This window comes from Anoxybacillus sp. CHMUD, assembly GCF_013096965.1.
Classification (GTDB): Bacteria; Bacillota; Bacilli; order Bacillales; family Anoxybacillaceae; genus Anoxybacillus; species Anoxybacillus kestanbolensis_A.
This window is the reverse complement of the sequence record NZ_SDLG01000001.1, coordinates 132,675-155,309: the sequence shown is the minus strand read 5'-3', so window position 1 is coordinate 155,309 and position 22,635 is coordinate 132,675. Positions and strand designations below refer to the sequence as shown.

Genomic DNA, 22,635 nt, shown 5'->3' with positions numbered 1-22,635 from the left:
GAAGCGTGAACGTTTCTGAAGCGCTACGATTAATGAAAGAAAAGGGATTTAAGTATACAGGGAAGCGCGAGGAAATGCTTGAATTGTTTGCGAAAACAGATAAATATTTAACTGCAAAAGATGTGCTTGATGTAATGAAAGATCGGTATCCTGGACTTAGTTTTGATACCGTTTATCGCAACCTGGCACTATTCGTTGAGCTCGGTATTTTAGAAATGACTGAGCTATCTGGAGAAAAGCATTTTCGGTTTACATGCAACATGAGCCATCACCACCACCATTTTATTTGCATGACGTGTGGCAAAACGAAAGAACTTGTCACGTGTCCGATGAATGAATTAGCGGAAGACTTGCAAGGATACGCCATTTCAGGACATAAATTTGAAGTGTACGGCACGTGTCCGATGTGTCAACAACAAGCTGACGTGTAATGTCAGCTTGTTGTTGTAAGCAATTTTTCTACTTGTTGTTTTGCTTCGTGCCAGTTGTATACACGAATGACTCCTTTTGGTAGCGGACCACGATTGTAAGGAGTATCAAATAAAATGACAGGGATCATACATTGTTCCGCAATGTCGCATGCGTTATCGTATTTATCTTCAAAAAAAATGTCGATGTTGTATTTTTTCACAGCCTCAATTTTATTGTGCGAACCGATAAGCTCAATATGATGATAATGAACGCCTTGTTGTTGAAACCATTTTTCTGTTATTTCATATAAGTGACGACCTCGTGCACTAATGTAATATAGCTCATATTCATCTTTCCAGCTATTAATGACCTCTAGTGCTCCGTTCGCAAGAGGAGCTTCGCTATAAATGATCGGCTCATATCGTTCCATCCATTCGTTCAGTTCTTCTTCTGTCGTATCTAAAAAAGGAACTAAATCGTAGTCAGTAATATCATCGAGCGTTAAATTTTTTCGGAATGATTTGTTTAAATATGGAATAAACGTACTTGGACATGTGACTGTTCCATCAATATCGATTCCAAATCGTCGCTTGATCATTGTTTGCTCATCCTTTCATGTCGGGTGCTTCTTGCCCATTATAACATTGACATAAAGTAACATCTATAATGACGTATCGCTTATTGCATAATAATAGTGCTCCTCATTTTACGAAAGCGAGGGAATTGTTATGGACAATGAGCGTCAAGCGTATGACAACGCACGAATAGATACGGTTCCAAACATTGAGCAAGATTTTATGGAAGAAACAGCAGGTGAAATTGCTGAGCCGATTCGATTTTCTGACCGAGAAGTAGAGCGTGGAGAAAACGGTCGGGGGATAGGTTGGCTTGCACTTGCTTTATCGATTGTTTCTCTTTTCCTTATGCCAGTCATTATGGGGGCGGCCGGCATTATTTTCGGATTTATCGCTCGCCGTCGAGGAGCGGAAACGTTAGGAGCGTGGGCGATTGGAATTGGTGCTGTCTCCATCATTTTAAGCTTTTTCGTCCGATTTTGGTAAATAAGAGGGGAATGTCCCCTCTTATTTTTGTTTCCCTTTCGAGGCATATTCTTCCGCCAATTTATCGATTTCTTTTTTCAGCTCTTCCACCATCGTCTCTTCAGGTACTTTACGAACGATTTTTCCGTGGCGGAACAATAATCCTTCTCCACGTGCCCCTGCGATGCCGATGTCAGCTTCGCGTGCTTCTCCGGGCCCGTTTACTGCGCAGCCGAGAACTGCTACTTTAATCGGTGCTTTAATTTGGGCAATATACTCTTCAATTTCATTTGCAATGCTAATTAAATCAATTTCGATTCGCCCGCATGTCGGACAAGAAATTAACGTTGCAGCGTTCGCCGCAAGACCGAATGCTTTCAACAACTCGCGAGCCACTTTTACTTCTTCGACAGGATCGGCGCTAAGGGATACCCGTACGGTGTTACCAATTCCTTTACTTAAAATCGCACCAAGTCCCGCAGCACTTTTTACCGTTCCTGCGAATAACGTACCCGATTCCGTAATCCCAAGGTGTAACGGATAGTCAAATGCACGAGCGGCTTTTTCGTATGCTTCAATCGCTAAACGAACGTCGGAAGCTTTTAATGACACGATAATGTCTTGAAAATCGAGGTCTTCTAAAATGCGAATATGATGCAGAGCGCTTTCGACCATCCCATCTGCAGTAGGATAGCCGTATTTTTCTAAAATGCGCTTTTCAAGTGAACCAGCGTTGACCCCGATGCGAATCGGTACGCCACGTTCTTTCGCTGCTTTAACGACCGCTTCAACTTTTTCGCGTTTCCCGATATTTCCTGGATTAATGCGAATTTTATCCGCCCCGTTTTCAATCGCTTTTAAAGCAAGGCGATAATCAAAATGAATATCGACAACGAGTGGAATATTAATGCGCTTTTTTATTTCAGCAATCGCATCTGCTGCTCTTTCATCTGGGCAAGCGACGCGAACAATTTGGCATCCAGCTTCTTCAAGTCGATGAATTTGGGCAACAGTCGCATCGACGTCATGCGTTTTTGTTGTCGTCATGCTTTGAATGACAACCTCATTATTCCCGCCAATTGTAATGTTTCCAACACGAACAGGGCGGGTTTTCGAACGATGAATGATTTCACTCACGCGTCAATCGCTCCTTTAACGTATTAATCAAATCATTTTTTATTGTAGCAATGTTTCTTATTTGTTGACAACGTTTTTGCTATTTCTGTTTATAGAGTGGAATACGATACGTTTTGCCAGCTTGAAGGGAATGCGCATTTACATGTGGATTGAGCGCTTGAAAATCAGTAATGAGTTGATCGATGGGTACGGGCAATTTACCATTCATTTCACGTTCGATAATGGAGAGGAGCGTATCGCCACGTTGGACGGTTATTTCGCGATAAGGTAATTCGTTCGTCCGCTTGTTCGTTTTTTCCGCACGAATCGTATGAATCGTTCCGTCTGTTACATCATGGTAAGCAATCGCACATATAGCAATGAAGATAAGAAGGGTAACTACTTTTTTCATCCTATTTCCCCACCTGTCGTTCTTCTTTCTTCATGCATATGGCTTGTCCTTATCATATATGCACAAAAATTACACTTCTTTTACATCACTTCACATTTGTTTAACATCCCATTCATATTTTTTTAGTATTCTTTGTCTGTATTTGTCGAAGGGGGGATGTGCCGTGCCATTGAAAAATATAAAACCGCATATAAGAATATTTCGTATTCAACCATCACCGAAAGTAAAACAATGGTTATTAAAAATGAGTTTACAAAACCGTCTATTCATTTTATTTTTTAGTGTTCTAATTACTTCGCTTAGCATTGTGGGGATGATTGCTTATCATCAGGCGAAAGAAACGACTGTAAAAGCGATCGAAAACCGCCTTGAGAGAGAAGCGACGATGATGTTTGAAGTATTACGTAATTTGCTGTATATTCATGCCGGAAATGAAAAACTGTTTGACAAAAGTTTACGTTCTGCAATTAAGCAGCAAAGAGCAGAACTGATGCAAGATGGGTTAAGTGTAGATGTTTTTTTAATAAGTGATGGAAAAGTAAAAACATTTGAGCGAAATGAACAGCTGAACGTAACAAAATCGATCAAAGAAACGATTGTGAAACGAAAAAATGGCGTTTCGCATTTGGAGTGGAACGGACGTACATATACGTTCGCGTATAAAACGATTCAAGAGTTAAAAGGAACTTATGTGATAGCGGTAACGGATGAACAGTTTATGAAACCCATTCATCGGCTTGCGCAGCTGACGATCATTGCTATTGCTGTGAGCGTTATTATTTCTGCGTTCATGATTAAATGGCTAGTGAGCGGATTGACGAGACCGATTGCTCAACTTCGTCATGCGATGAGTCGGCTGTCGCGCGGTGATTTAACGGTTGATGAACATATTTATTCGACGACGCCGGAAGTGGACTCGCTTTCGCGTAGCTTTCAGCGCATGTTAATGAATATGAAAAATATGATTCGCGAAATGAATGAAATGACAAAGCAGTTAACGATGACAGGTGGCGATTTAGGGCACGTTTCGCAGCATGCGATGGAGTCGAACGATCACCTTATGGCAGCCATTGCAACTGTGAAACAAGGGGCTGAAGAAACAGCAAGTGCTTCAGATGAAAGCATTTATCGTGTAGACGAGATGAAAAAACGAATGGAACGTTTATTAACAAGCGTGCAAAACATTTCGGAAAGCGCTAAAGATATGAATATGTCTTCGCAAGGTGGAGAGGAGCGACTGACGCATTTAATTACTGGCATTCATTCGTTCTCTGAAGAGTTTAAAAAAGTAAACGATACGATTCAAAGCGTAAAACATCATTCGACGTCGATTACAAAAGTGGTGGATGTCATCCGACAAGTTGCTGAACAAACGAAGCTATTGGCGCTTAATGCAACAATTGAGGCCGCGCGCGCTGGTGAAGCTGGAAAAGGATTTGCTGTCGTTGCTATGGAAGTAAGAAAATTGGCAGAGCATGCGTCGAAAGCAACGGAAGAAATTACATCGTCTATCTTTGCGATGGAAGAGGTAGCAACTTATGCGACAGATCAGTTTGAAGGTATGATGACGCACTTGCAACATCAACTCACGTCTGCAAATGAAGCGAAGTGTTCATTCGACCGTTTATTAACAGAAATTCAGCGCGTCAACCGAAACGTTGCCGAAATGGAGGTCGAGCTAGAACAGTTTCAGCAATTGTTGCCGATCATTGAAACGGTCACCATGGCATTTGCATCTGTTGCCCAACAAACGTTAGCGAGCGCGGAGGAAATGATGTCTGTTTCTCATGACCAAACAAAACAAATGAATGATATGTATCGGGTTGGTGAGCGATTAAATGAATTATCGCAATCATTATCAATGCTTACCTCCACATTTAAAGTATAAAAGAAGCAGGCGGATCAGCCTGCTTCTTTCATAGAAGGGAGTTCTTTAATGGAAGCGAACAAAATCGTGACAGAAACGAACCAGTCTAAAGCAACGGCATAAGGAACAACAATTTGCAACGATTCCATTATTGTAAAAAAGATAGTTGATAATGTAATCGAATAAGCGGAGATGCTCCACATATGACGGTACGTTCCACGCTTATTTAATGTGCCGCGAAAAATGAGACCGATGAATGCAAGAACGGTCACGTAAAGAAATTTACTTGTACATGTGAAAAAGTATAAAACAAAAAACGATAGTGAAATGACGATAGGAAGTAATGATTGCAACGTGCGTGTAAATTCATATACGTCTTTGTTTGTAAAGCGATCTACTTGCATGACGGCATACGGATACGATTGAACGTGGCCATTTACAACGAGCGAAAAGTCTTCTTTTAAAAACGCCACTGCATTTGTGTAGCGCGCTACGTCATCGGTAGTTAATGTACCTGTGCTATCTAATAAAATAGTCACGTCAGGATGTATGAGCTCAATTGGTTTTTTTTCGTCCGATGTCAATATGCCATCGACGACTTCAAATGGGGGAAGCTCCTCGCTCAATAGTTCGCGCGTTGAGTCGATCGTTTTGTTTATACTTATTATAAAATAAATAGCAATCGGCAACGTCGCAATAAGCGATAAAAAGAACACGTAACTAATCGCTTTTCCGATCGGATGAAAGCGAAAGCGGGCAATATGTACAGGCGAATAAAGACTTTGTAACAACCGTTTCCACATGATCATTCACATCCTTTAGGCATCATCATTTTTCATTCTACTTCTTTTTCTATTCGCTACACAACCATTTTGTCTCGTATTGACGCCTTTCATCATTTTTGCTAAAATTACCATCGGATATGATGGACCCTTAGCTCAGCTGGTTAGAGCGGACGGCTCATAACCGTCTGGTCGCAGGTTCGAGTCCTGCAGGGTCCATTTTCCTCGCTAAGTGAATTAGCGAGTTTTTTTGCAAATAATTTGAAACATTCGTTTTATTTTGGTACTCTTAAAGTAGGTTCACTTATGAAACTTTTCTGTTTCTAAATGTGATTGAACGGTTTCATTTGTGACCAATTACATAATAAATGAGGAGGAATGAAGTATGGCATTTGAATTACCACAATTGCCTTATGCTTACGATGCGTTAGAACCACATATTGATAAGGAAACGATGAACATTCATCACACAAAACATCATAACGCATATGTAACAAACTTAAACGCAGCGCTTGAAGGTCATCCAGAATTACAAAGCAAAACAATCGAAGAGCTAATGGCTCATTTAAACGAGGTGCCGGAAAACATCCGTACAGCTGTTCGTAACAACGGAGGAGGGCATGCAAATCATTCGCTCTTTTGGACAATTCTTTCACCAAATGGTGGCGGTGAGCCTACAGGTGAATTAGCTGAAGCAATTAACAATACATTCGGCAGCTTTGAAAAGTTTAAAGAAGAATTTTCAAAGGCGGCTGCAACACGTTTTGGGTCTGGTTGGGCATGGCTTGTTGTGCACAACGGTCAGCTTGAGGTAACAAGTACACCAAACCAAGATACGCCATTAATGGAAGGTAAAACACCAATTTTAGGATTAGATGTATGGGAGCATGCATACTACTTAAAATACCAAAACCGTCGTCCAGATTATATTTCAGCGTTTTGGAATGTTGTCAACTGGGACGAAGTTGCGAAACGTTACGCAGCAGCAAAATAATGATGAAGAGCTCGGCAAATTTTGTCGAGCTCTTTTTGCATATCGCTACAAAAGAGTAGGCAAACTACTTGTCAAGAAAGGGAGTTTGCCTATGAACAGATGGAAACGAATCATCGCGCACATTCACACACATCGCCAATTGTTTCTTTTACTAGCAATCGGCGGATTGTATTCTCTTAGCATCGCTTTGTCCAATACGTTTGTAAACGTATATGTTTGGAAAAAAGTGAACAGTTTTCATGCCCTAGGTGTGTACAATTTAGCGATTGTCACATGGCAGCCGCTTGCATTTATCGTTGCTGGAAAAATCGCCAAAAAAATTGATCGCGTCATCGTTTTACGAATGGGCGTGACGTTTTTGGCACTCTTTTTTTTAGTCGTATTATTCAGTGGAAATCAAGCGATGAATCATTTGTTTTTCCTTGGTGGTTTGCTTGGTGTTGGTTATGGCTTTTATTGGCTTGCATTTAACGTATTAACATTTGAAATTACTGAGCCAAATACGCGCGATTTATTTAACGGGTTGCTTGGAGCGATGACATCTGTGGCAGGAATGATTGGGCCACCGCTAGCAGGATGGGTTATCGCTTCGAGTGAAAAGTTTACGGGGTACATGGCGATTTTTTTAGCTTCTTTATGTTTGTTTATTGCCGCGGTGATCCTCAGCTTCTTCCTACATCGACGAGGCTCATCAGGGCGATTCGCACTTCGTTCAGCATACGATGAACGAAAGAAAAACAAAAATTGGAAAATGATTACAAACGCCCACTTTTTTCAAGGATTTCGGGAAGGAACATTTGTGTTTATCGTTTCTATTTTTTTATTTATAACAACAGGAACAGAAAAAGCGCTTGGCGTATTTGGTTTTATTAACGCAGTTGTTTCCTTCATGACGTACTCGTTTGCATCCAAATATATAAAGCAACGCTGGCGATTGCGCGCGATTTTATTTGGTGGCGTGTTATTGTATGCTTCTGTTTTTTTACTCGTTTTTGATTTGTCGTACACAAAGCTGATGATATACGGTGCGCTTATTGCTGTTGGTTATCCGATTTTGCTTGTCCCATATTTGTCGCTTACATTTGACGTCATTGGACAAAGCAATCATGCAAAGGAGTGGCGCATTGAATATATTGTGATGAGGGAATTATTTTTGAACGGTGGGCGTGCAACGTCTGTTTTATTGTTTTTATTAGCCATTACGTTATTTGATGCAAAAGAGGCGATTCCATTATTAATGTTAATTGTTGGAGCCGGTCATTTAATTATTTATTTTTTTGTAAGACGCATTCGACTTTCAATGTAGAAATTTGCGAGCGTTTCTTTTACAATGAGAAGGAGCAAGTAAAGGAGGTGCTCGCACGTTTTGAAACAAATACAACATGCTCAAAAAGCGAAGAAAAAGAAAAAACGAATGCAGGTGCCATTTCGGTTAAACGTGCTATTTTTTATTGTATTTTTACTCTTTTCTGCGCTTATTTTACGATTAGGTGTCATCCAAATCGTTTATGGTGAGCAATATCGAAAAGAGGTTGAGCGAACGGAAAACGTCACTGTCAATACACCGGCGCCGCGTGGCAAAATTTATGACCGTAACTACCAAGTCGTTGTCGATAACGAACCGCTTCATGCGATTACGTATACGCGCACCCAAACAACAAAACCTTCGGAAATGATTGAAGTAGCAAAAAAGTTAGCAATGTATATTGAAAAGCCGACGGATCGTGTGACAGAGCGAGATATAAAAGACTATTGGATTTTAACAAATGAGGAGAAGGCGAAAGAAAAAATTACAGAAAAAGAATGGAAACAGTTTCGCGCTAAAAAGTTGAAAGATAAAGATATTTATCGACTGCAACTTGAGCGCATTACAGAAGAAGATGTAAAAGCAATTAAAGAAAAGGAGCTTGAAGTTGTCGCTATTTTTCGGGAAATGAATAGTGGATACGCGTTGACGCCACAAATGATTAAAAATGAAGGGGTAACGAATGAAGAATATGCGGTTGTTAGCGAGCATTTAGAAGAATTGCCAGGGGTAGATGTAACGACAGATTGGGATCGTCATTATGCATTTGGTGATACGTTTCGTACAGTGCTGGGAAATATTACATCATCGGAAGAAGGGTTACCGCGTGAAAAGCTTGACTACTATTTAGCACGCGATTATAGCCGTAATGACCGTGTAGGGAAAAGTTACATTGAAGCGCAATATGAAGATGTGTTACGTGGGCAAAAGGCAAAAATTAAAAATGTGACAGATAAAGCAGGCAACATTATTGAAACGATTGAAATATCGCAAGGACAGCGTGGCAAAGATATTGTGCTAACGATCGATATGGAATTACAAAAACGTGTCGAGCAAATTATTGAAGAAGAATTGACGACAATGAAACGGCGCGCTGGAACAGAGTTGCTCGATCGTGCTTTCGTTGTCATGATGGATCCGAATACGGGAGAGATTTTATCGCTAGCTGGGAAACTGTATACACGTGATGAGAATGGGAAAGTAGTGTTCAAAGATTATGCCCTTGGAACAATCACATCAGCGTATGCGATGGGTTCAGCAGTCAAGGGAGCAACCGTATTAACAGGATTTCAAACGGGTGTTATTCAACCGGGCACGGTGCTAGTTGACGAACCGCTATATATTAAAGGAACACCGACGAAAAAATCGCATAGCGGTATTCGTCCGGGACCGATGAACGATTTAAAAGCGCTTGAAATGTCGTCAAACGTTTACATGTTTAAGACAGCAATAGCGATTGCTGGCTCTACGTACCGCCCACATCAAGCGTTACCAATTAAAAAAGAAGCGTTTTCGATTATGAGACGATACTTTAATCAGTTCGGTTTAGGTGTGAGAACAGGGATTGATTTGCCTGGGGAAATTATCGGATGGCCTGGACAAAGTACGCTTCCAGGGCATTTGCTTGACTTAGCTATTGGGCAGTTTGATGTATACACGCCAATTCAAATGGCGCAATACGTTTCAACGATCGCTAACGGTGGATATCGCATTCAACCGCACGTTGTAAAAGAAATTCGCGAACCGATTAGCGAAAAAAATGAAATGGGAAATGTCATTTATTCGTTTGAGCCGAAAGTGTTAAACCGAGTCGATATGAAAACGGAGTATATTGAGCGCGTGCGTGAAGGATTTTATCGCGTTATGCACGGTTCAAACGGAACAGCGCGTGCCTTTTTCGCAAACGCCCCTTATGATCCAGCAGGAAAAACAGGAACCGCACAGGCGTTTTATGATGGACCGATCAAGTCAAGACGGATGACGCCAACATACAATTTGACGTTAGTTGGCTTCGCTCCGTACAACAATCCGGAAGTGGCGTTTGCTGTCGTTGTGCCTTGGGTATATCAAAATCCGAGAAACCATTATCCGATCAATAACTACATTGGAAGAAAAATTTTAGATGCGTATTTTGAATTGAAAACAAAGCGCCAATTCGGAGAGCAACCCCCTACTGAACCGTTGAATAATGAGGAACAAACAATGGAAAGATAAAAGAAAGCGAATTTACAAAAGCTTAACATTTGTTTAAAACGAATTTAATACCTTTCCATTATTCTATAACTCGTGGGACAAAAACTAATGAAAAAGTAGGGGGAAATCAAAAGATGAAGAAAAACAAATGGTTTGCACTCGCAAGTGTAACAAGCGCTGTATTAGCATTTACAACAGCATGTGGTGGCGGCGCTGAGCAAGGCGGCGAAAATGGCGGAGAACAGTTAAGCGGAAACGTTGTTGTAGATGGATCGTCTACTGTTTATCCGATTGTTGAAGCTGCCGCTGAAGCGTATGCGGGTGAACAACCAGATGTCAAAGTATCTGTTGGTTTGTCCGGAACAGGTGGCGGATTTGAAAAGTTTACAAAAGGGGAAACAGACTTTTCAAACGCTTCTCGTCCAATTAAAGAAGAGGAAAAGAAAGCTGCTGAGCAAAACGGCATTCAATTTGAAGAGCTCCAAGTTGCATTCGACGGTCTTTCTGTTTTAGTAAATAAAGATAACGACTGGGTTGATTATTTAACAGTTGATGAACTAAAGAAAATTTTTACATCCGGTGCGGTAAACGGTAATGACAAAGTCAAATGGTCAGACATTCGTCCAGAATGGCCAAATGAAGAAATTAAATTGTTCTCACCAGGACACGACTCTGGTACGTTCGATTACTTCGATGAAGTCATTTTAGATGGACAACCGTTAAACAAAACAGCGCAATTATCTGAAGATGATAACGTACTTGTTCAAGGAATTGCAGGCGATAAAAATGCGCTCGGTTACTTCGGATTTGCATACTACATTGAAAATAAAGATAAGTTGAAAGCTGTGCCAATCGATAATGGAAACGGTCCAGTAGAGCCGACGCATGAAACAGTTCAAAGCGGTGAATACGCACCACTTTCTCGCCCATTATTTACGTATGTAAGCGTAAAGGCGTTAAAAGAAAAGCCACAAGTATATGATTTCGCGAAATTTTTATTAGAGAACGGTGCGGAGTTTGCTGAAGAAGTTGGATATGTAGCGCTTCCACAAGAAAAATATGATGAGCAATTGAAAAAGCTTGAAGGATTGAAATAACGAAACGTGAAGATGAGAAGCGACACCATAGTCGCTTCTCATCTCGCCATGAATTTGGAAAGGGGTTTTCACATTATGGCGATGACAGATGGGAATCGTTCATATTCCGTCCGTGAGATGATTAAAGAAAATAAGAAAAAGCAAAGCGGACAACAGTTTATGGAATGGTTCATGCCAAAATTGTTATTATTAACAGCTACCATTTCGGTTTTAACGACAATCGGCATTTTATTTACATTGTTATTTGAAACATTTATTTTCTTTGAACGAGTATCAATCGTTGAATTTTTAACGAGTAAAGAATGGCTTCCATGGGATGAAAAAACAGGTTCGTTCGGCATTGCTCCGCTCGTGACAGGAACACTTTTAACGACATCAATTGCAATGCTTGTAGCGATTCCGATCGGTTTAGCTTCAGCAATTTACTTGAGTGAGTATGCGTCTGAAAAGGCACGAAAAGTATTAAAACCGATATTAGAAGTGTTGGCGGGAATTCCGACAATCGTATACGGATTTTTCGCATTAACATTTGTAACACCTCTTTTGCAAAAAATCATCCCAGATTTAGGGATTTTTAACGCGTTAAGCCCGGGCATCGTCATGGGTATTATGATTATTCCGATGGTTGCTTCCTTATCTGAAGATGCGATGAGTTCTGTGCCAAACTCCATTCGTGAAGGAGCGCTTGGCCTCGGTTCAACGAAGTTAGAAGTTGCTTTAAAAGTCGTCCTTCCTGCAGCGACGTCAGGTATTGCGGCATCGTTTATGCTTGCAATTTCTCGTGCTGTTGGTGAGACGATGATTGTAGCTGTAGCGGGTGGTTCATCTCCTGTTTTCACATTTGATGTAACGAAATCGATTCAGACGCTAACTGCCTACATTGTCCAAGTAACAACAGGCGATGCCGGATACGGTACAACGGTTTATTACAGCATTTATGCGGTCGGTATGACACTGTTTGTATTTACGTTAGCCATGAACTTACTCGCGCAATACATTTCTCGTCGCTTTAGGGAGGAGTATTAATCATGGAAAAGTTAATTGATAAACAACGTGTCGTTCAACATATGAACGGTCGTCTGTTACGCAATAATGTGTTAAAATTTTTGTTTTTCTTAGCGACATTATTCGGATTGATTGTTCTCGTCGTCCTTCTATATCGGATACTCACTCAAGCACTTGGCTGGCTAAACATGGACTTTTTAAATAACTTCCCGTCTCGTCGTCCGGAAAAAGCAGGAATTAAAGCAGGATTAGTTGGTTCATTATGGTTAATGGTCATCGTTGCCCCTGTTTCGCTTATTCTTGGCGTAGGAACTGCCATTTATTTAGAGGAATATGCGAAAAAAAATCGTTTTACAGATTTTATTCAAACGAATATTTCCAACTTAGCAGGTGTTCCGTCGATCGTATTCGGTTTGCTCGGTTTAACGCTTTTCGTTCGTGAATTGAATTTAGGTCGTAGCATTCTAGCGGCTGGTTTAACGATGAGTTTGCTTGTGCTTCCTGTCATCGTCGTTGCGGCACAAGAGGCGCTTCGTGCCGTGCCGAATCAATTGCGCGAAGCATCATATGGTATGGGAGCGACGAAATGGCAAACGATTTATCGTATCGTTCTTCCAGCAGCGATCCCCGGTATTTTAACAGGTAGCATTCTAGCTTTATCACGTGCGATCGGTGAAACTGCGCCGCTTGTCGTTTTAGGTATTCCGACGTTTTTAGCGTATTTGCCACGCGGCATTCTTGATACATTTACTGTCATGCCGATGCAAATTTACAACTGGACGTCGCGTCCGCAAGCTGATTTCCAAAACGTTGCAGCTGCCGGAATTGTCGTGTTGCTCGTTGTGCTCATCTTTATGAACTCGATTGCCATTTTCATTCGCAACAAGTTTCAAAAACGTTATTAATTGCGCGTTGAAAGGGGAACTTATCCATGGAATTAACAGTTGTGAAAGAACGTAAAAATAAACAAGCTGAAGAACGAAGCGAAAAAAACGTTGTGTATCGCACGAAAAATTTAAATTTATGGTATGGAGAACATCATGCGCTAAAAAATATTGACTTAGATATTTACGAAAATGAAGTCACAGCGATTATCGGTCCGTCGGGATGTGGAAAGTCGACATACATTAAAACGTTAAACCGAATGATTGAGCTTGTGCCAAGCGTTCGCACATCCGGAGAAATTACGTATCGCGGGCGCAACATTTTTGATAAATCGTATCGTGTCGAAGAATTGCGTACGCAAGTCGGCATGGTATTCCAAAAGCCTAACCCGTTCCCGAAATCAATTTATGATAACGTGGCATACGGTCCGCGTATTCACGGTATTCGTGACAAGAAAATTTTAGATGAGATCGTTGAAAGAAGTTTACGCGGTGCGGCGATTTGGGATGAGGTAAAAGACCGTTTGCATACGAATGCATATGGACTGTCTGGTGGACAACAACAACGTCTATGTATTGCTCGCTGTTTAGCGATTGAGCCAGATGTTATTTTAATGGATGAACCGACATCTGCACTTGACCCAATTTCAACATTGAAAGTAGAAGAGCTTGTGCAAGAGCTAAAGAAAAACTACAGCATTATTATCGTTACACATAATATGCAACAGGCGGCTCGTATTTCTGATAAAACGGCGTTTTTCTTGAACGGTGAAGTGATCGAATATAGCGACACAGATAAATTATTCTCGAATCCAGACGATAAACGAACAGAAGATTACATTACAGGTCGATTTGGATAAAAAATCGTGCGGGTACGCTCGCACGATTTTTTCAAAATAAAGGGGGAGTAAGCATGTCTGTACGTGAGAAATTTGATTACGATTTGCAAACGTTGCGCGATCAATTACTACAGCTCGGAAGTCTCGCTGAAATCGCATTAACGCAGTCGTTTGAAGCGTTAAAAACAAAAAATAGCGATTTAGCATTGCAAGTGCTCGAGAACGATACAAAAATTGATCTACTTGATGAGGAAATTAACGATTTTGCGATTTTACTAATTGCAAAACAACAACCTGTTGCAATCGATTTGCGCCGCATTATTGTTGCGATTAAAATTGCAACGGACGTTGAGAGAATGGCGGATTTTGCTGTCAACATTGCGAAATCGGCTATTCGAATCGGTGAACAGCCATTTGTTATTTCATTAAATAAATTAGAAAAAATGCATGAAATCGCAGTAAATATGCTTTCGTTAACGTTAAAAGCGTATTACGAAGAAGATGTCGTTACAGCGAAAAAAGTGGCTGACATGGACGATGAAGTTGATCGTTTGTACGGCGAAACGATTCGGGAATTGCTTGAGCGCACAAAAGCACATCCAGATGCGATGTCGCAAATTACTCAGCTTTCGTTTACTGCACGTTACATTGAACGTATTGCAGATCACGCGACAAACATCGCTGAAAATGTCTTTTATTTAGTCAAGGGAAGACATTACGACTTAAACGATTAAAGCAAAAGGATGTCCAACAGCGGACATCCTTATTTTGTGATTTTTTTGGTGATTTGTTCATATGACATGTCACTTGTAACAACATACGTTCCAGGGCGTAGCGCACGCGTTAATTGGTGGGTATCGAGGTATGTTAAAAATGATTGAGCATCATCAATAATGTGCGCTTGTTCAAGTCGGTTAGCAACGTCGCGACTTGCCTCTCCTTTGGCAATCGTTAACGTATAAATGTACACTTTTTCTTTTTGAGATGGTGTTGTTTTTTCAGTTTCTTTTTTTTGTTTTTCGAGTTTTTCAGCGAGTTCATTTCGTTCAGCAACGATTTGTTCATACTGCTGTTCGCTGATGATAGTATACTGTTTGTCATTCGTGTAATGAACGATAGCAAGTATCGTTGTGGCAAACAACATTCCAACCGCAAATGCACGTGTTGTCTTTCTCATCGTTCATTCCTCGCGATCATAATATTTACTTCATCTATCGGCATGTTGAGTTTGCGGGCAATTTGTTCTTTTGTCCAACCTTGCTTATGTAGATGACATATTTGTTCTTCAGTTGAAAACAACTCCATTCCGACAAGCAGCTCTTCTTCAAGCGCTTTAACTCGCTTTTTTATTTCGTACAATTGTTGCATCGTCGATAATGTGAGTTGCTCTACTTGTTCTTCTACCTCTTTTACACGATCTTTTTGAAAGAAAGAAATAAGCAATAGTATGATTGCAAAAGAAATGAGTCCAATCAATGTATATTCGATCATGTTTGTCACCCCACTTTATTATACATAGGAATGTAGCGATCATGCATCATTTTCATGTAAAATCGACAATTTTCGTATATTGTCCGCATAGTATTGTCATGATATGATGGAAAAAAGTGTGCTTTCACTTGGGGGGGATATGTTGTGAAAGCGGTCATTATGGCAGGGGGAAGAGGAACACGGTTACGTCCGTTAACTTGTCATGTTCCGAAACCGATCGTACCAATTATGAATAAACCTGTGATGGCGTATAGTATTGAATGGTTAAAACATCACGGAATTACGGATATTGCTGTAACCGTTCAATATTTAAGTGATGAAATTATTGAATATTTTGGTGATGGACGTCGATTCGGTGTACATCTTCATTACTTTGAAGAGACGACGCCCCTTGGAACGGCAGGGAGCGTAAAACATGCTCAGTCTTTTTTAGACGATACGTTTGTTGTTATTAGTGCAGATACGTTGACGACAATTCATTTACAGCAAGCAATCAATTTCCATTTTTCCAAACAAGCATTAGTTACCGTTCTTATGCACCACGAAGCGACTCCTCTTTCATACGGTGGAATTGTGACAGATCGAAACGGAAAAGTGATTCATTTTGTAGAAAAACCAAAATGGAATGAAGTGTGCAGCGATTTAGTCAATACAGGCATTTACATTTGCGATCCAGCGATTTTTAATTATATGCCTGAACATCCACCTTACGATTTTAGTCAACATATTTTTCCACATCTCATTCAACAAGAGTACCCAATATACGGATATGAGGCGGATGGATATTGGTCTGATATTGGTGTCATCGAACAATATCATCAAACACATGTTGATTTACTAAATCAACGTCTCGTTTCTTCTCATTACAAAGAAATAGCTCCTGATGTATGGATCGGTGAGCGAGTGAACATTGCACAAGAGGTAAAATTAGAAGGACCGATTCTTATTGGGGACGATGTGCGCATTGATGCCTATGCAACACTCGGACCATATACGGTGGTTGGCTCACGTTCAGTTATTAGTAAATACGCATCGTTAAAGCGCTCGATTGTTTGGTCCAATGTTTATATTGATGAACATAGTGAATTACGGGGAGCAGTTGTAGCAAATGATGTGTATATCGGTAAAAAAAATGAAATATTTGATTATGCGGTCATTGGGGCAAAGTGCAAATTAAAAAATAAAGTGAAAGTGCAACATGCGGCTAAAATTTGGCCGAATAAAACAATTGCAGAAAAAACGAAAGTGAAAGGTTCAATTGTATGGGGTGAACAACGCCCAAACGTATTGTTTCGCCAAAATGGGATCAGCATGCGCGCTCATGTTGATGCTCATCCGATGTTTATCACACAGTTGGCTTCAGCATATAGCAGTCTACATGAAAAAGGAAGTCACATATTAATGGGCTATGACAATCACCCGTTGTCTCAGGCGCTCGGATCGTTGTTTGCTCAATGTTTGCATATGTACGGTATGTACACAAATGTATATGAGGGGGGATATTTGCCTGCTTTTCGTTATATTCTTTCTCATAAACAATATCGTGGTGGCGTATTTGTGACGGTGAACGAACATGATGAAGTAGTTATTGACATACACGATGAACAAGGATTTCCCATTGATTGCACGATGGAACGCGCGATTGAACAACGAATGAAACATGAACATCACATGTCAGTGGCTCAAATTGGCGAAGCAATGAAACAAAAAGAGAACGATGAAATGTATATTCGCGCATTGCGTCAAGCGATTTCTTTTTCTTCATCGGAGCGATGGAAAGTTGTCGTCGCTAGTTCTCCTTTATTGAAGCATACCATTGAACGCACACTTCTGTTGTTCGCGATAGAAGTTGTTTGGACAAAAGAGCGTGATGATGAACACATTCGGAAACTAATCGAGCAAGAACAAGCCCAATTTGCTATCGTGTTTGACTATTCAGGGGAACGTTTTCGAATGTTTGACGGGCAAGGAATCACATTGACGAAAGAAGAAATGATTTCGTTGCATGTGCTCACATCTCTTTTATTTAGCGAAACGAAAAAAGTAGCCGTTCCTGCTTGGGCACCGTCTGCGTTACACACATTAGCAGAACGGTTATATGGAGATATTGTTTATGTAAAAGATACGAGACGAGATTTTTTGCTTGCACATCATCATGAGCCGTTTCATTTTTATTTCGATGGATTGTATGCATGTGTACAACTATTGCACTTGTTAGCGATTGAACGTTGTTCGCTTCGTACCATTGTGTCGTCTATTCCAACTATTCATTTATCATGCCGTGATGTTCATTGCCCATGGGATGAACGGGCGGCTGTTATGCGTAAATTGTTAGAAGAATCGTATGACAAGCATGTAGATTTTACAGATGGCATGAAAGTATATCATGAAGATGGAGCATGGACACTCATTTTACCGAAAGTAGATGAACCAACGTTAACGATTTATTCACAAGCAGCAAATGCTCAAAAAGCAAAAGAATATACGAAATACTATATAAAGAAAATTCGGCAATATCAAAACGTATAAAATTCATATGGAAATTGTTTAAGAAAAATGATATGATGGAAAGGTGTGATTATAATACTTTTGTTTGGAGGGAAAGAACGATGCGTGTAAATATTACGTTAGCATGCACAGAATGCGGCGAACGCAACTATATTTCAACAAAAAATAAGCGCAATAACCCAGAGCGCCTCGAATTGAAAAAATATTGCCCACGAGACAAAAAAGCAACAGTTCATCGTGAAACGAAGTAAGCAGTAGGATTTTTTTCCTGCTGCTTATTTTTTTATGAAAGAGGGGGAAGGTTAATGAATAAGAAACAATTGCGGCAACAAATAAAACAACGTCTCTTACATATGACAAAAGAAGAACGCAAGAAAAAGGAGAACATCATTCACGATATATTATTTCACCAACATCTTTGGCAAACGGCACAAGTGATCGGTATTACGATCTCACAACAAATCGAAATCGATACAAAATGTATCATTGAACGAGCATGGCAAGAAGGGAAAAAAGTTGCCATTCCAAAATGCGATGTAACAACAAAACAAATGACGTTTCGCGAAATTCGTTCGTTTCAAGAAACGGAACGCTCTTTTTTCGATTTATATGAACCGATTGTGGAAGAAACGAGAGAAGTGCAAAAACATGAAATCGAGCTCCTATTTGTTCCAGGTCTTGCTTTTGTTCGTAAAGGATATCGCCTTGGCTATGGTGGGGGATATTATGATCGATATTTAGTTGATTTTCCAAACGATACAATTTCCCTTGCATATGATTGTCAAATCGTCTCTACGTTGCCGGTTGAACAGCATGACATCCCTGTCCAAATGATTATTACAAACGAAGGAATTGTTGTTTGTGAAAACGAATAATAAAACAGCATAAGCGCTTTCATATTGTACAGGAGAAAAAATTAACAAAATGTTAATAATTCATGCCTTATAAACTTTGTGAAACAGTGTACAATGTAAGTGTGAAACAGATAAACAACGCACAGATTGTAAAATGATATAAACGAAAGGTGGAAGAAATATGTCAAATAAAGTGAATCGTGTTGTTTTAGTTGGAACAGGTTTTGTCGGTTCAAGTTATGCGTTTGCGCTTTTAAACCAAGGAGTGACAGAAGAGCTCGTTTTGATTGATATTAATAAAGAAAAATCGGAAGGGGATGCGATGGACTTAAATCACGGCATGCCGTTTGCGCCATCCCCAACGAAAATTTGGTTTGGCAATTACGAAGATTGCAAAGATGCTGATCTCGTTGTGTTAACTGCGGGAGCCAATCAAAAACCAGGAGAAACACGATTAGATTTGGTTGAGAAAAACACGAAAATTTTCAAAAATATTATCGATCAAGTGATGGCAAGCGGATTTAACGGTATTTTTCTCGTCGCCACAAATCCGGTTGACATTTTAACATACGCTACATGGAAGTTTTCAGGATTGCCAAAAGAGCGCGTGATCGGTTCAGGAACGATTTTAGACACAGCTCGCTTCCGCTATTTGTTAGGTGAATATTTCGATGTGGATACGCGCAACGTACATGCTTATATTATTGGGGAACATGGTGATACGGAGTTGCCTGTTTGGAGCCATGCATTCATCGGTTGCCGCCCAATTGCCGATATGATGAAAGAAAAGCCACAATATAAACAAGAAGATTTAGATAACATTTTTGTGAATGTACGCGATGCAGCGTATCAAATTATTGAGCGAAAAGGTGCAACATATTACGGTATTGCCATGGGACTTGTTCGTTTAACAAAAGCGATTTTACAAAATGAAAACAGCGTTCTTACTGTTTCAGCTTACTTAGAAGGCCAATATGGTCAAAATGATATGTACATTGGCGTACCAGCGATCGTAAATCGCAACGGTATTCGTGAAGTTGTTGAACTACAATTGAACGAGGAGGAAAAAGAAAAATTTACTCATTCTGCAACTGTATTAAAAGATGTAATGAAACGCGTTGGATTGCAATAGGTTGTCTCATGATGAGGCAACCTTTTTATAATTTCAACACGAAAAGGGAACGGTAAATATGAGGAGGGTGATGATATTGAATGGAAAAACGTTGATCGTTGCCGTTATGGCAGGGCTCGTTCTTTATCAGTTTCGTTATCGGTTATTGAACGAAATATTGAAACGAGAAGCGGTTCAAAAACGAGTGGTACAATGGGGAATGTCCGTTCCGTTTATTCGCCAGCGCATTGTTCCTACATTATTTTTACAAAAGTACAAATAGTTGCGCTTTGTAAGAGAGTGTGATAAAAGAAGGGTATGATAGCGAAGGGAGAGGGAAGGTTGGGCATTCGCTTTGATTTTGTATATTGGCAAATGATGTTTCAATTGTTACAGATGAACTATGAAATCGTTTATTTGTCACCTGATGAGCGGGAGGTTTGGTTGCAATCTACGAGGGAACGAAAAGCGCCGCTTGTACGCCTTGTTCGCACTGATATGGATTGGGGTGTGTCATTAAAAAATGATATGAATCGCGCGCTAGTCGCTGTTGATGAATGGCGCAAGCGACAATTTCGCCGCCAACTGCAAGTCATCAACGTTTATGTCATGATGTATCCCCCTCTTGACGATTGGGAACTGTATGTTCAGCGACCATTCACGACTGGGCGAGTGCATATGCAAACATATGTGATGCATCTTTACAATATGTATGACGTCTTGCATAAGCTAAGCACGCAGTTCCATCAATCATTAAAAGTGTACGTACCTGATGATTCTCCAATGTTGCAACAAGAATTACAAACGTTTAAACAACACGTGTTATCATTTGCAGAGCGCATGTATGAAAATGAACGGCGCATATTTGAACGTGGAAAAGCGAGATTTACATATGTGTTTATTGCTTTACAAATAGTGATGTTTTTTATTTTAGAATGGAACGGTGGAAGTACAAATACGTTGACGCTCATTCAATACGGCGCAAAGTTTAATCCGCTTATTTTGCAAGGAGAATGGTGGCGCTTTTTCACCCCTATTGTTTTGCATATCGGCTTTTTACACTTGTTCATGAATACGTTTGCGCTATATTATTTAGGCCCACTTGTTGAAAAATTGTACGGCTCGTTTCGTTTTTTATTTATTTATCTTTTCGCTGGTTTTGCAGGTTCGCTTGCTAGTTTTTTATTTTCATCATCCGTATCTGCCGGGGCGTCTGGTGCCATTTTCGGATGTTTTGGGGCTTTGTTATACTTCGGAAAAGCAAAACCGCACATATTTTTTCGAACAATTGGAATGAACGTCATCACTGTCATCGGCATCAATTTAGCGTTCGGTCTCGTCGTTCCTAATATTGATAATGCAGGTCATATTGGCGGTTTAATTGGTGGGTTTTTAGCGGCAAATATCGTTCATTTCCCAAAGGAACGTGTTCGCTTTGGACAATGGTTTGCTGCTTTGTTCACAGCGGTCGTTACGCTCATTTGCTTATATATTGGTTTTCAACGACCGCCAGCAGATCAAGCACAACTTATTCTTGCGTTGTCCAAGCAATATATTGATGAACGAGAATACGGCCAAGCAGAGCAAATGTTAACACTCATTCATGAACAAGATGCTGAAGCATATAAGGCAGATTTTTTGCGTGCCTATATTCACATACAACAAAAAGATTACGATGATGCAAAACAATATTTATATGATGCCATCGAAAAAAACAACCGTTTTCATGAAGCGTATCATTATTTAGCGTTATTATATGCGGAAGAAAAAAACTATGAAAAAGCAAAACAAGCTGCAGAGCGTGCGTTGCAGCTTGAACCAAATAATGAGCAATATCAACGATTATTGCTTGAACTCGAGCAGTTGCTTTAATATGACGAGTTCTCCGTCTGCTGTTTCTGTTACGACAAACAGTTTACTGTAATCCTTTTTGATTAAAATAAGCGGAACGGTGCTACCGATTGGAGATTCAATCGAACCGTTCTGTTTTTTTATGCCTAAAAAATAATTTTTGTACAACCCTTCCCATAAGTTTCCGATCATCGTTTCCGTTTCATTTGTTGTTAAGTCCATAAATGGTTGCTCATTATATTGAACGAGCTCCGGTAAATACAAATGGTAATAATCGTCTGCTGGCAATATATTCCCCATTTGATTAGCGGTTTTATTTACGATCGTTTGCGTTTGTTTATTTAATGTGTTTGCCCATGTTTTTTGTTCGGCTGTCGTTGGTTTACGAAACGATTGAAGTGGTGCGAAGGATGAGTCGACGACGTATAATACATCCCCACTCATTTTTTGACTGCTCCGAATATCATTGTCGCTATGCAATTCTCCTTGGTGATACGAAATGGCTTGAAACAATCGACTTCCTTTTTGTTCGATCTGTTTTTGCTGAATGAGACTTTTTCCATTTTCCTTCCATTTTGTTTGTGTAGCAACAAGCCTTCCGTTAGCAAATAACAACGAAACATCTTGCCGAAGATAAGCAGTTCGATCAAGCGATGAAGTGACGATCCAATCGACGACATAGCGTGTCTCCTTCTTTTTGGGCTGTAGTGATAATTTTGTTTCGGCAGTTGTAAAGTGAACGGTCGGATCGATCGGGAAAAACATAATCGCTTCATGCGCTGGCCGTTCAAACGCTTGTATGATGATGACAAATGACAAAAGAAATATGCATATCGATAATAAACGTTTCATCTTATTCCTCCGGTCAAGCTTA

Annotated in this window: 24 protein-coding genes and 1 tRNA gene; 18 read left to right on the top strand and 7 right to left on the bottom strand. The window is 40.1% G+C overall.

Annotated features, from left to right (window positions below):
- Positions 1-5: 5 nt before the first annotated feature.
- Complete coding sequence (locus ETB99_RS00860; RefSeq protein ID WP_006317883.1) at positions 6-431, top strand: Fur family transcriptional regulator; 426 nt, start codon at positions 6-8, stop codon at positions 429-431.
- Between the two features lie 2 nt (positions 432-433).
- Here the strand turns inward: ETB99_RS00860 and ETB99_RS00855 are convergent, their stop codons facing one another.
- Positions 434-1,009 carry a 5' nucleotidase, NT5C type gene (locus ETB99_RS00855; RefSeq protein ID WP_077428783.1) on the bottom strand — a complete coding sequence of 192 codons (576 nt, stop codon included), beginning with the start codon at positions 1,007-1,009 and terminating at the stop codon, positions 434-436.
- Positions 1,010-1,139: 130 nt separating this feature from the next.
- Here ETB99_RS00855 and ETB99_RS00850 point away from each other — a divergent pair, with 130 nt between their 5' ends.
- The gene (locus ETB99_RS00850) at positions 1,140-1,472 is read left to right on the top strand and encodes a hypothetical protein (RefSeq protein WP_077428782.1); all 333 of its coding nucleotides are present in this window, start codon (positions 1,140-1,142) and stop codon (positions 1,470-1,472) included.
- Between the two features lie 21 nt (positions 1,473-1,493).
- On the opposite strand, the gene ispG is transcribed toward ETB99_RS00850, so the two are convergent.
- Both ispG and ETB99_RS00840 read right to left on the bottom strand, forming a co-directional pair.
- Positions 1,494-2,588, bottom strand: a complete 1,095-nt coding sequence (gene ispG, locus ETB99_RS00845; protein WP_004889502.1) for a flavodoxin-dependent (E)-4-hydroxy-3-methylbut-2-enyl-diphosphate synthase — start codon at positions 2,586-2,588, stop codon at positions 1,494-1,496.
- 79 nt (positions 2,589-2,667) lie between these two features.
- A complete protein-coding gene (locus ETB99_RS00840) occupies positions 2,668-2,979 on the bottom strand; it encodes a type IV pilus assembly protein FimV (protein ID WP_004889503.1) in 312 nt (103 codons plus the stop codon).
- Positions 2,980-3,142: 163 nt separating this feature from the next.
- Here ETB99_RS00840 and ETB99_RS00835 point away from each other — a divergent pair, with 163 nt between their 5' ends.
- Complete coding sequence (locus ETB99_RS00835; RefSeq protein WP_171699687.1) at positions 3,143-4,867, top strand: methyl-accepting chemotaxis protein; 1,725 nt, start codon at positions 3,143-3,145, stop codon at positions 4,865-4,867.
- A gap of 14 nt (positions 4,868-4,881) precedes the next feature.
- On the opposite strand, the gene ETB99_RS00830 is transcribed toward ETB99_RS00835, so the two are convergent.
- Positions 4,882-5,655 (bottom strand): DUF1189 domain-containing protein, encoded by a 774-nt coding sequence (locus ETB99_RS00830; RefSeq protein ID WP_077428780.1) that lies wholly within the window; start codon positions 5,653-5,655, stop codon positions 4,882-4,884.
- Positions 5,656-5,773: 118 nt separating this feature from the next.
- On the opposite strand from ETB99_RS00830, the gene ETB99_RS00825 reads away from it, so the two are divergent.
- From ETB99_RS00825 to phoU, 9 genes are all read left to right on the top strand, one after another.
- Positions 5,774-5,847, top strand: a tRNA-Ile gene (locus ETB99_RS00825).
- 166 nt (positions 5,848-6,013) lie between these two features.
- A complete protein-coding gene (gene sodA / locus ETB99_RS00820; RefSeq protein ID WP_012574541.1) occupies positions 6,014-6,622 on the top strand; it encodes a superoxide dismutase SodA in 609 nt (202 codons plus the stop codon).
- Positions 6,623-6,713: 91 nt separating this feature from the next.
- The gene (locus ETB99_RS00815; protein WP_171699686.1) at positions 6,714-7,928 is read left to right on the top strand and encodes an MFS transporter; all 1,215 of its coding nucleotides are present in this window, start codon (positions 6,714-6,716) and stop codon (positions 7,926-7,928) included.
- A gap of 60 nt (positions 7,929-7,988) precedes the next feature.
- Positions 7,989-10,142 carry a peptidoglycan D,D-transpeptidase FtsI family protein gene (locus ETB99_RS00810; RefSeq protein ID WP_171699685.1) on the top strand — a complete coding sequence of 718 codons (2,154 nt, stop codon included), beginning with the start codon at positions 7,989-7,991 and terminating at the stop codon, positions 10,140-10,142.
- A gap of 113 nt (positions 10,143-10,255) precedes the next feature.
- Positions 10,256-11,218, top strand: coding sequence for a PstS family phosphate ABC transporter substrate-binding protein (locus ETB99_RS00805; RefSeq protein WP_171699684.1), 963 nt, complete (start codon positions 10,256-10,258; stop codon positions 11,216-11,218).
- Between the two features lie 75 nt (positions 11,219-11,293).
- A complete protein-coding gene (gene pstC, locus ETB99_RS00800) occupies positions 11,294-12,244 on the top strand; it encodes a phosphate ABC transporter permease subunit PstC (RefSeq protein ID WP_129000554.1) in 951 nt (316 codons plus the stop codon).
- A gap of 2 nt (positions 12,245-12,246) precedes the next feature.
- On the top strand, positions 12,247-13,128 hold the full coding sequence (gene pstA / locus ETB99_RS00795; RefSeq protein ID WP_171699683.1) for a phosphate ABC transporter permease PstA: 882 nt from the start codon (positions 12,247-12,249) through the stop codon (positions 13,126-13,128).
- Positions 13,129-13,154: 26 nt separating this feature from the next.
- Entirely contained in the window at positions 13,155-13,967 is an 813-nt protein-coding gene (gene pstB / locus ETB99_RS00790) for a phosphate ABC transporter ATP-binding protein PstB (RefSeq protein ID WP_129000552.1), read from the top strand.
- 53 nt (positions 13,968-14,020) lie between these two features.
- A complete protein-coding gene (gene phoU / locus ETB99_RS00785) occupies positions 14,021-14,680 on the top strand; it encodes a phosphate signaling complex protein PhoU (protein WP_006317904.1) in 660 nt (219 codons plus the stop codon).
- 29 nt (positions 14,681-14,709) lie between these two features.
- Here the strand turns inward: phoU and ETB99_RS00780 are convergent, their stop codons facing one another.
- Both ETB99_RS00780 and ETB99_RS00775 read right to left on the bottom strand, forming a co-directional pair.
- The gene (locus ETB99_RS00780; protein ID WP_077428773.1) at positions 14,710-15,123 is read right to left on the bottom strand and encodes an endolytic transglycosylase MltG; all 414 of its coding nucleotides are present in this window, start codon (positions 15,121-15,123) and stop codon (positions 14,710-14,712) included.
- The gene (locus ETB99_RS00775) at positions 15,120-15,437 is read right to left on the bottom strand and encodes a hypothetical protein (protein ID WP_216366003.1); all 318 of its coding nucleotides are present in this window, start codon (positions 15,435-15,437) and stop codon (positions 15,120-15,122) included. Before ETB99_RS00775 ends, ETB99_RS00780 begins: the two co-directional genes overlap by 4 nt.
- A 144-nt stretch (positions 15,438-15,581) precedes the next feature.
- Here ETB99_RS00775 and ETB99_RS00770 point away from each other — a divergent pair, with 144 nt between their 5' ends.
- From ETB99_RS00770 to ETB99_RS00745, 6 genes are all read left to right on the top strand, one after another.
- On the top strand, positions 15,582-17,966 hold the full coding sequence (locus tag ETB99_RS00770; RefSeq protein ID WP_077428771.1) for a sugar phosphate nucleotidyltransferase: 2,385 nt from the start codon (positions 15,582-15,584) through the stop codon (positions 17,964-17,966).
- A gap of 80 nt (positions 17,967-18,046) precedes the next feature.
- Entirely contained in the window at positions 18,047-18,196 is a 150-nt protein-coding gene (gene rpmG, locus ETB99_RS00765; RefSeq protein WP_004889517.1) for a 50S ribosomal protein L33, read from the top strand.
- 54 nt (positions 18,197-18,250) lie between these two features.
- The gene (locus ETB99_RS00760; RefSeq protein ID WP_077428770.1) at positions 18,251-18,820 is read left to right on the top strand and encodes a 5-formyltetrahydrofolate cyclo-ligase; all 570 of its coding nucleotides are present in this window, start codon (positions 18,251-18,253) and stop codon (positions 18,818-18,820) included.
- Between the two features lie 160 nt (positions 18,821-18,980).
- Positions 18,981-19,931 carry an L-lactate dehydrogenase gene (locus tag ETB99_RS00755; RefSeq protein ID WP_035019479.1) on the top strand — a complete coding sequence of 317 codons (951 nt, stop codon included), beginning with the start codon at positions 18,981-18,983 and terminating at the stop codon, positions 19,929-19,931.
- A 70-nt stretch (positions 19,932-20,001) separates the two neighbouring features.
- On the top strand, positions 20,002-20,193 hold the full coding sequence (locus ETB99_RS00750) for a hypothetical protein (protein ID WP_171699728.1): 192 nt from the start codon (positions 20,002-20,004) through the stop codon (positions 20,191-20,193).
- Positions 20,194-20,228: 35 nt separating this feature from the next.
- Entirely contained in the window at positions 20,229-21,782 is a 1,554-nt protein-coding gene (locus ETB99_RS00745) for a rhomboid family protein (RefSeq protein WP_171699682.1), read from the top strand.
- Here ETB99_RS00745 and ETB99_RS00740 read toward each other — a convergent pair.
- On the bottom strand, positions 21,753-22,613 hold the full coding sequence (locus ETB99_RS00740; protein WP_077428766.1) for a hypothetical protein: 861 nt from the start codon (positions 22,611-22,613) through the stop codon (positions 21,753-21,755). The two genes, ETB99_RS00745 and ETB99_RS00740, sit on opposite strands and share 30 nt — an antisense overlap.
- Between the last annotated feature and the right edge of the window lie 22 nt (positions 22,614-22,635).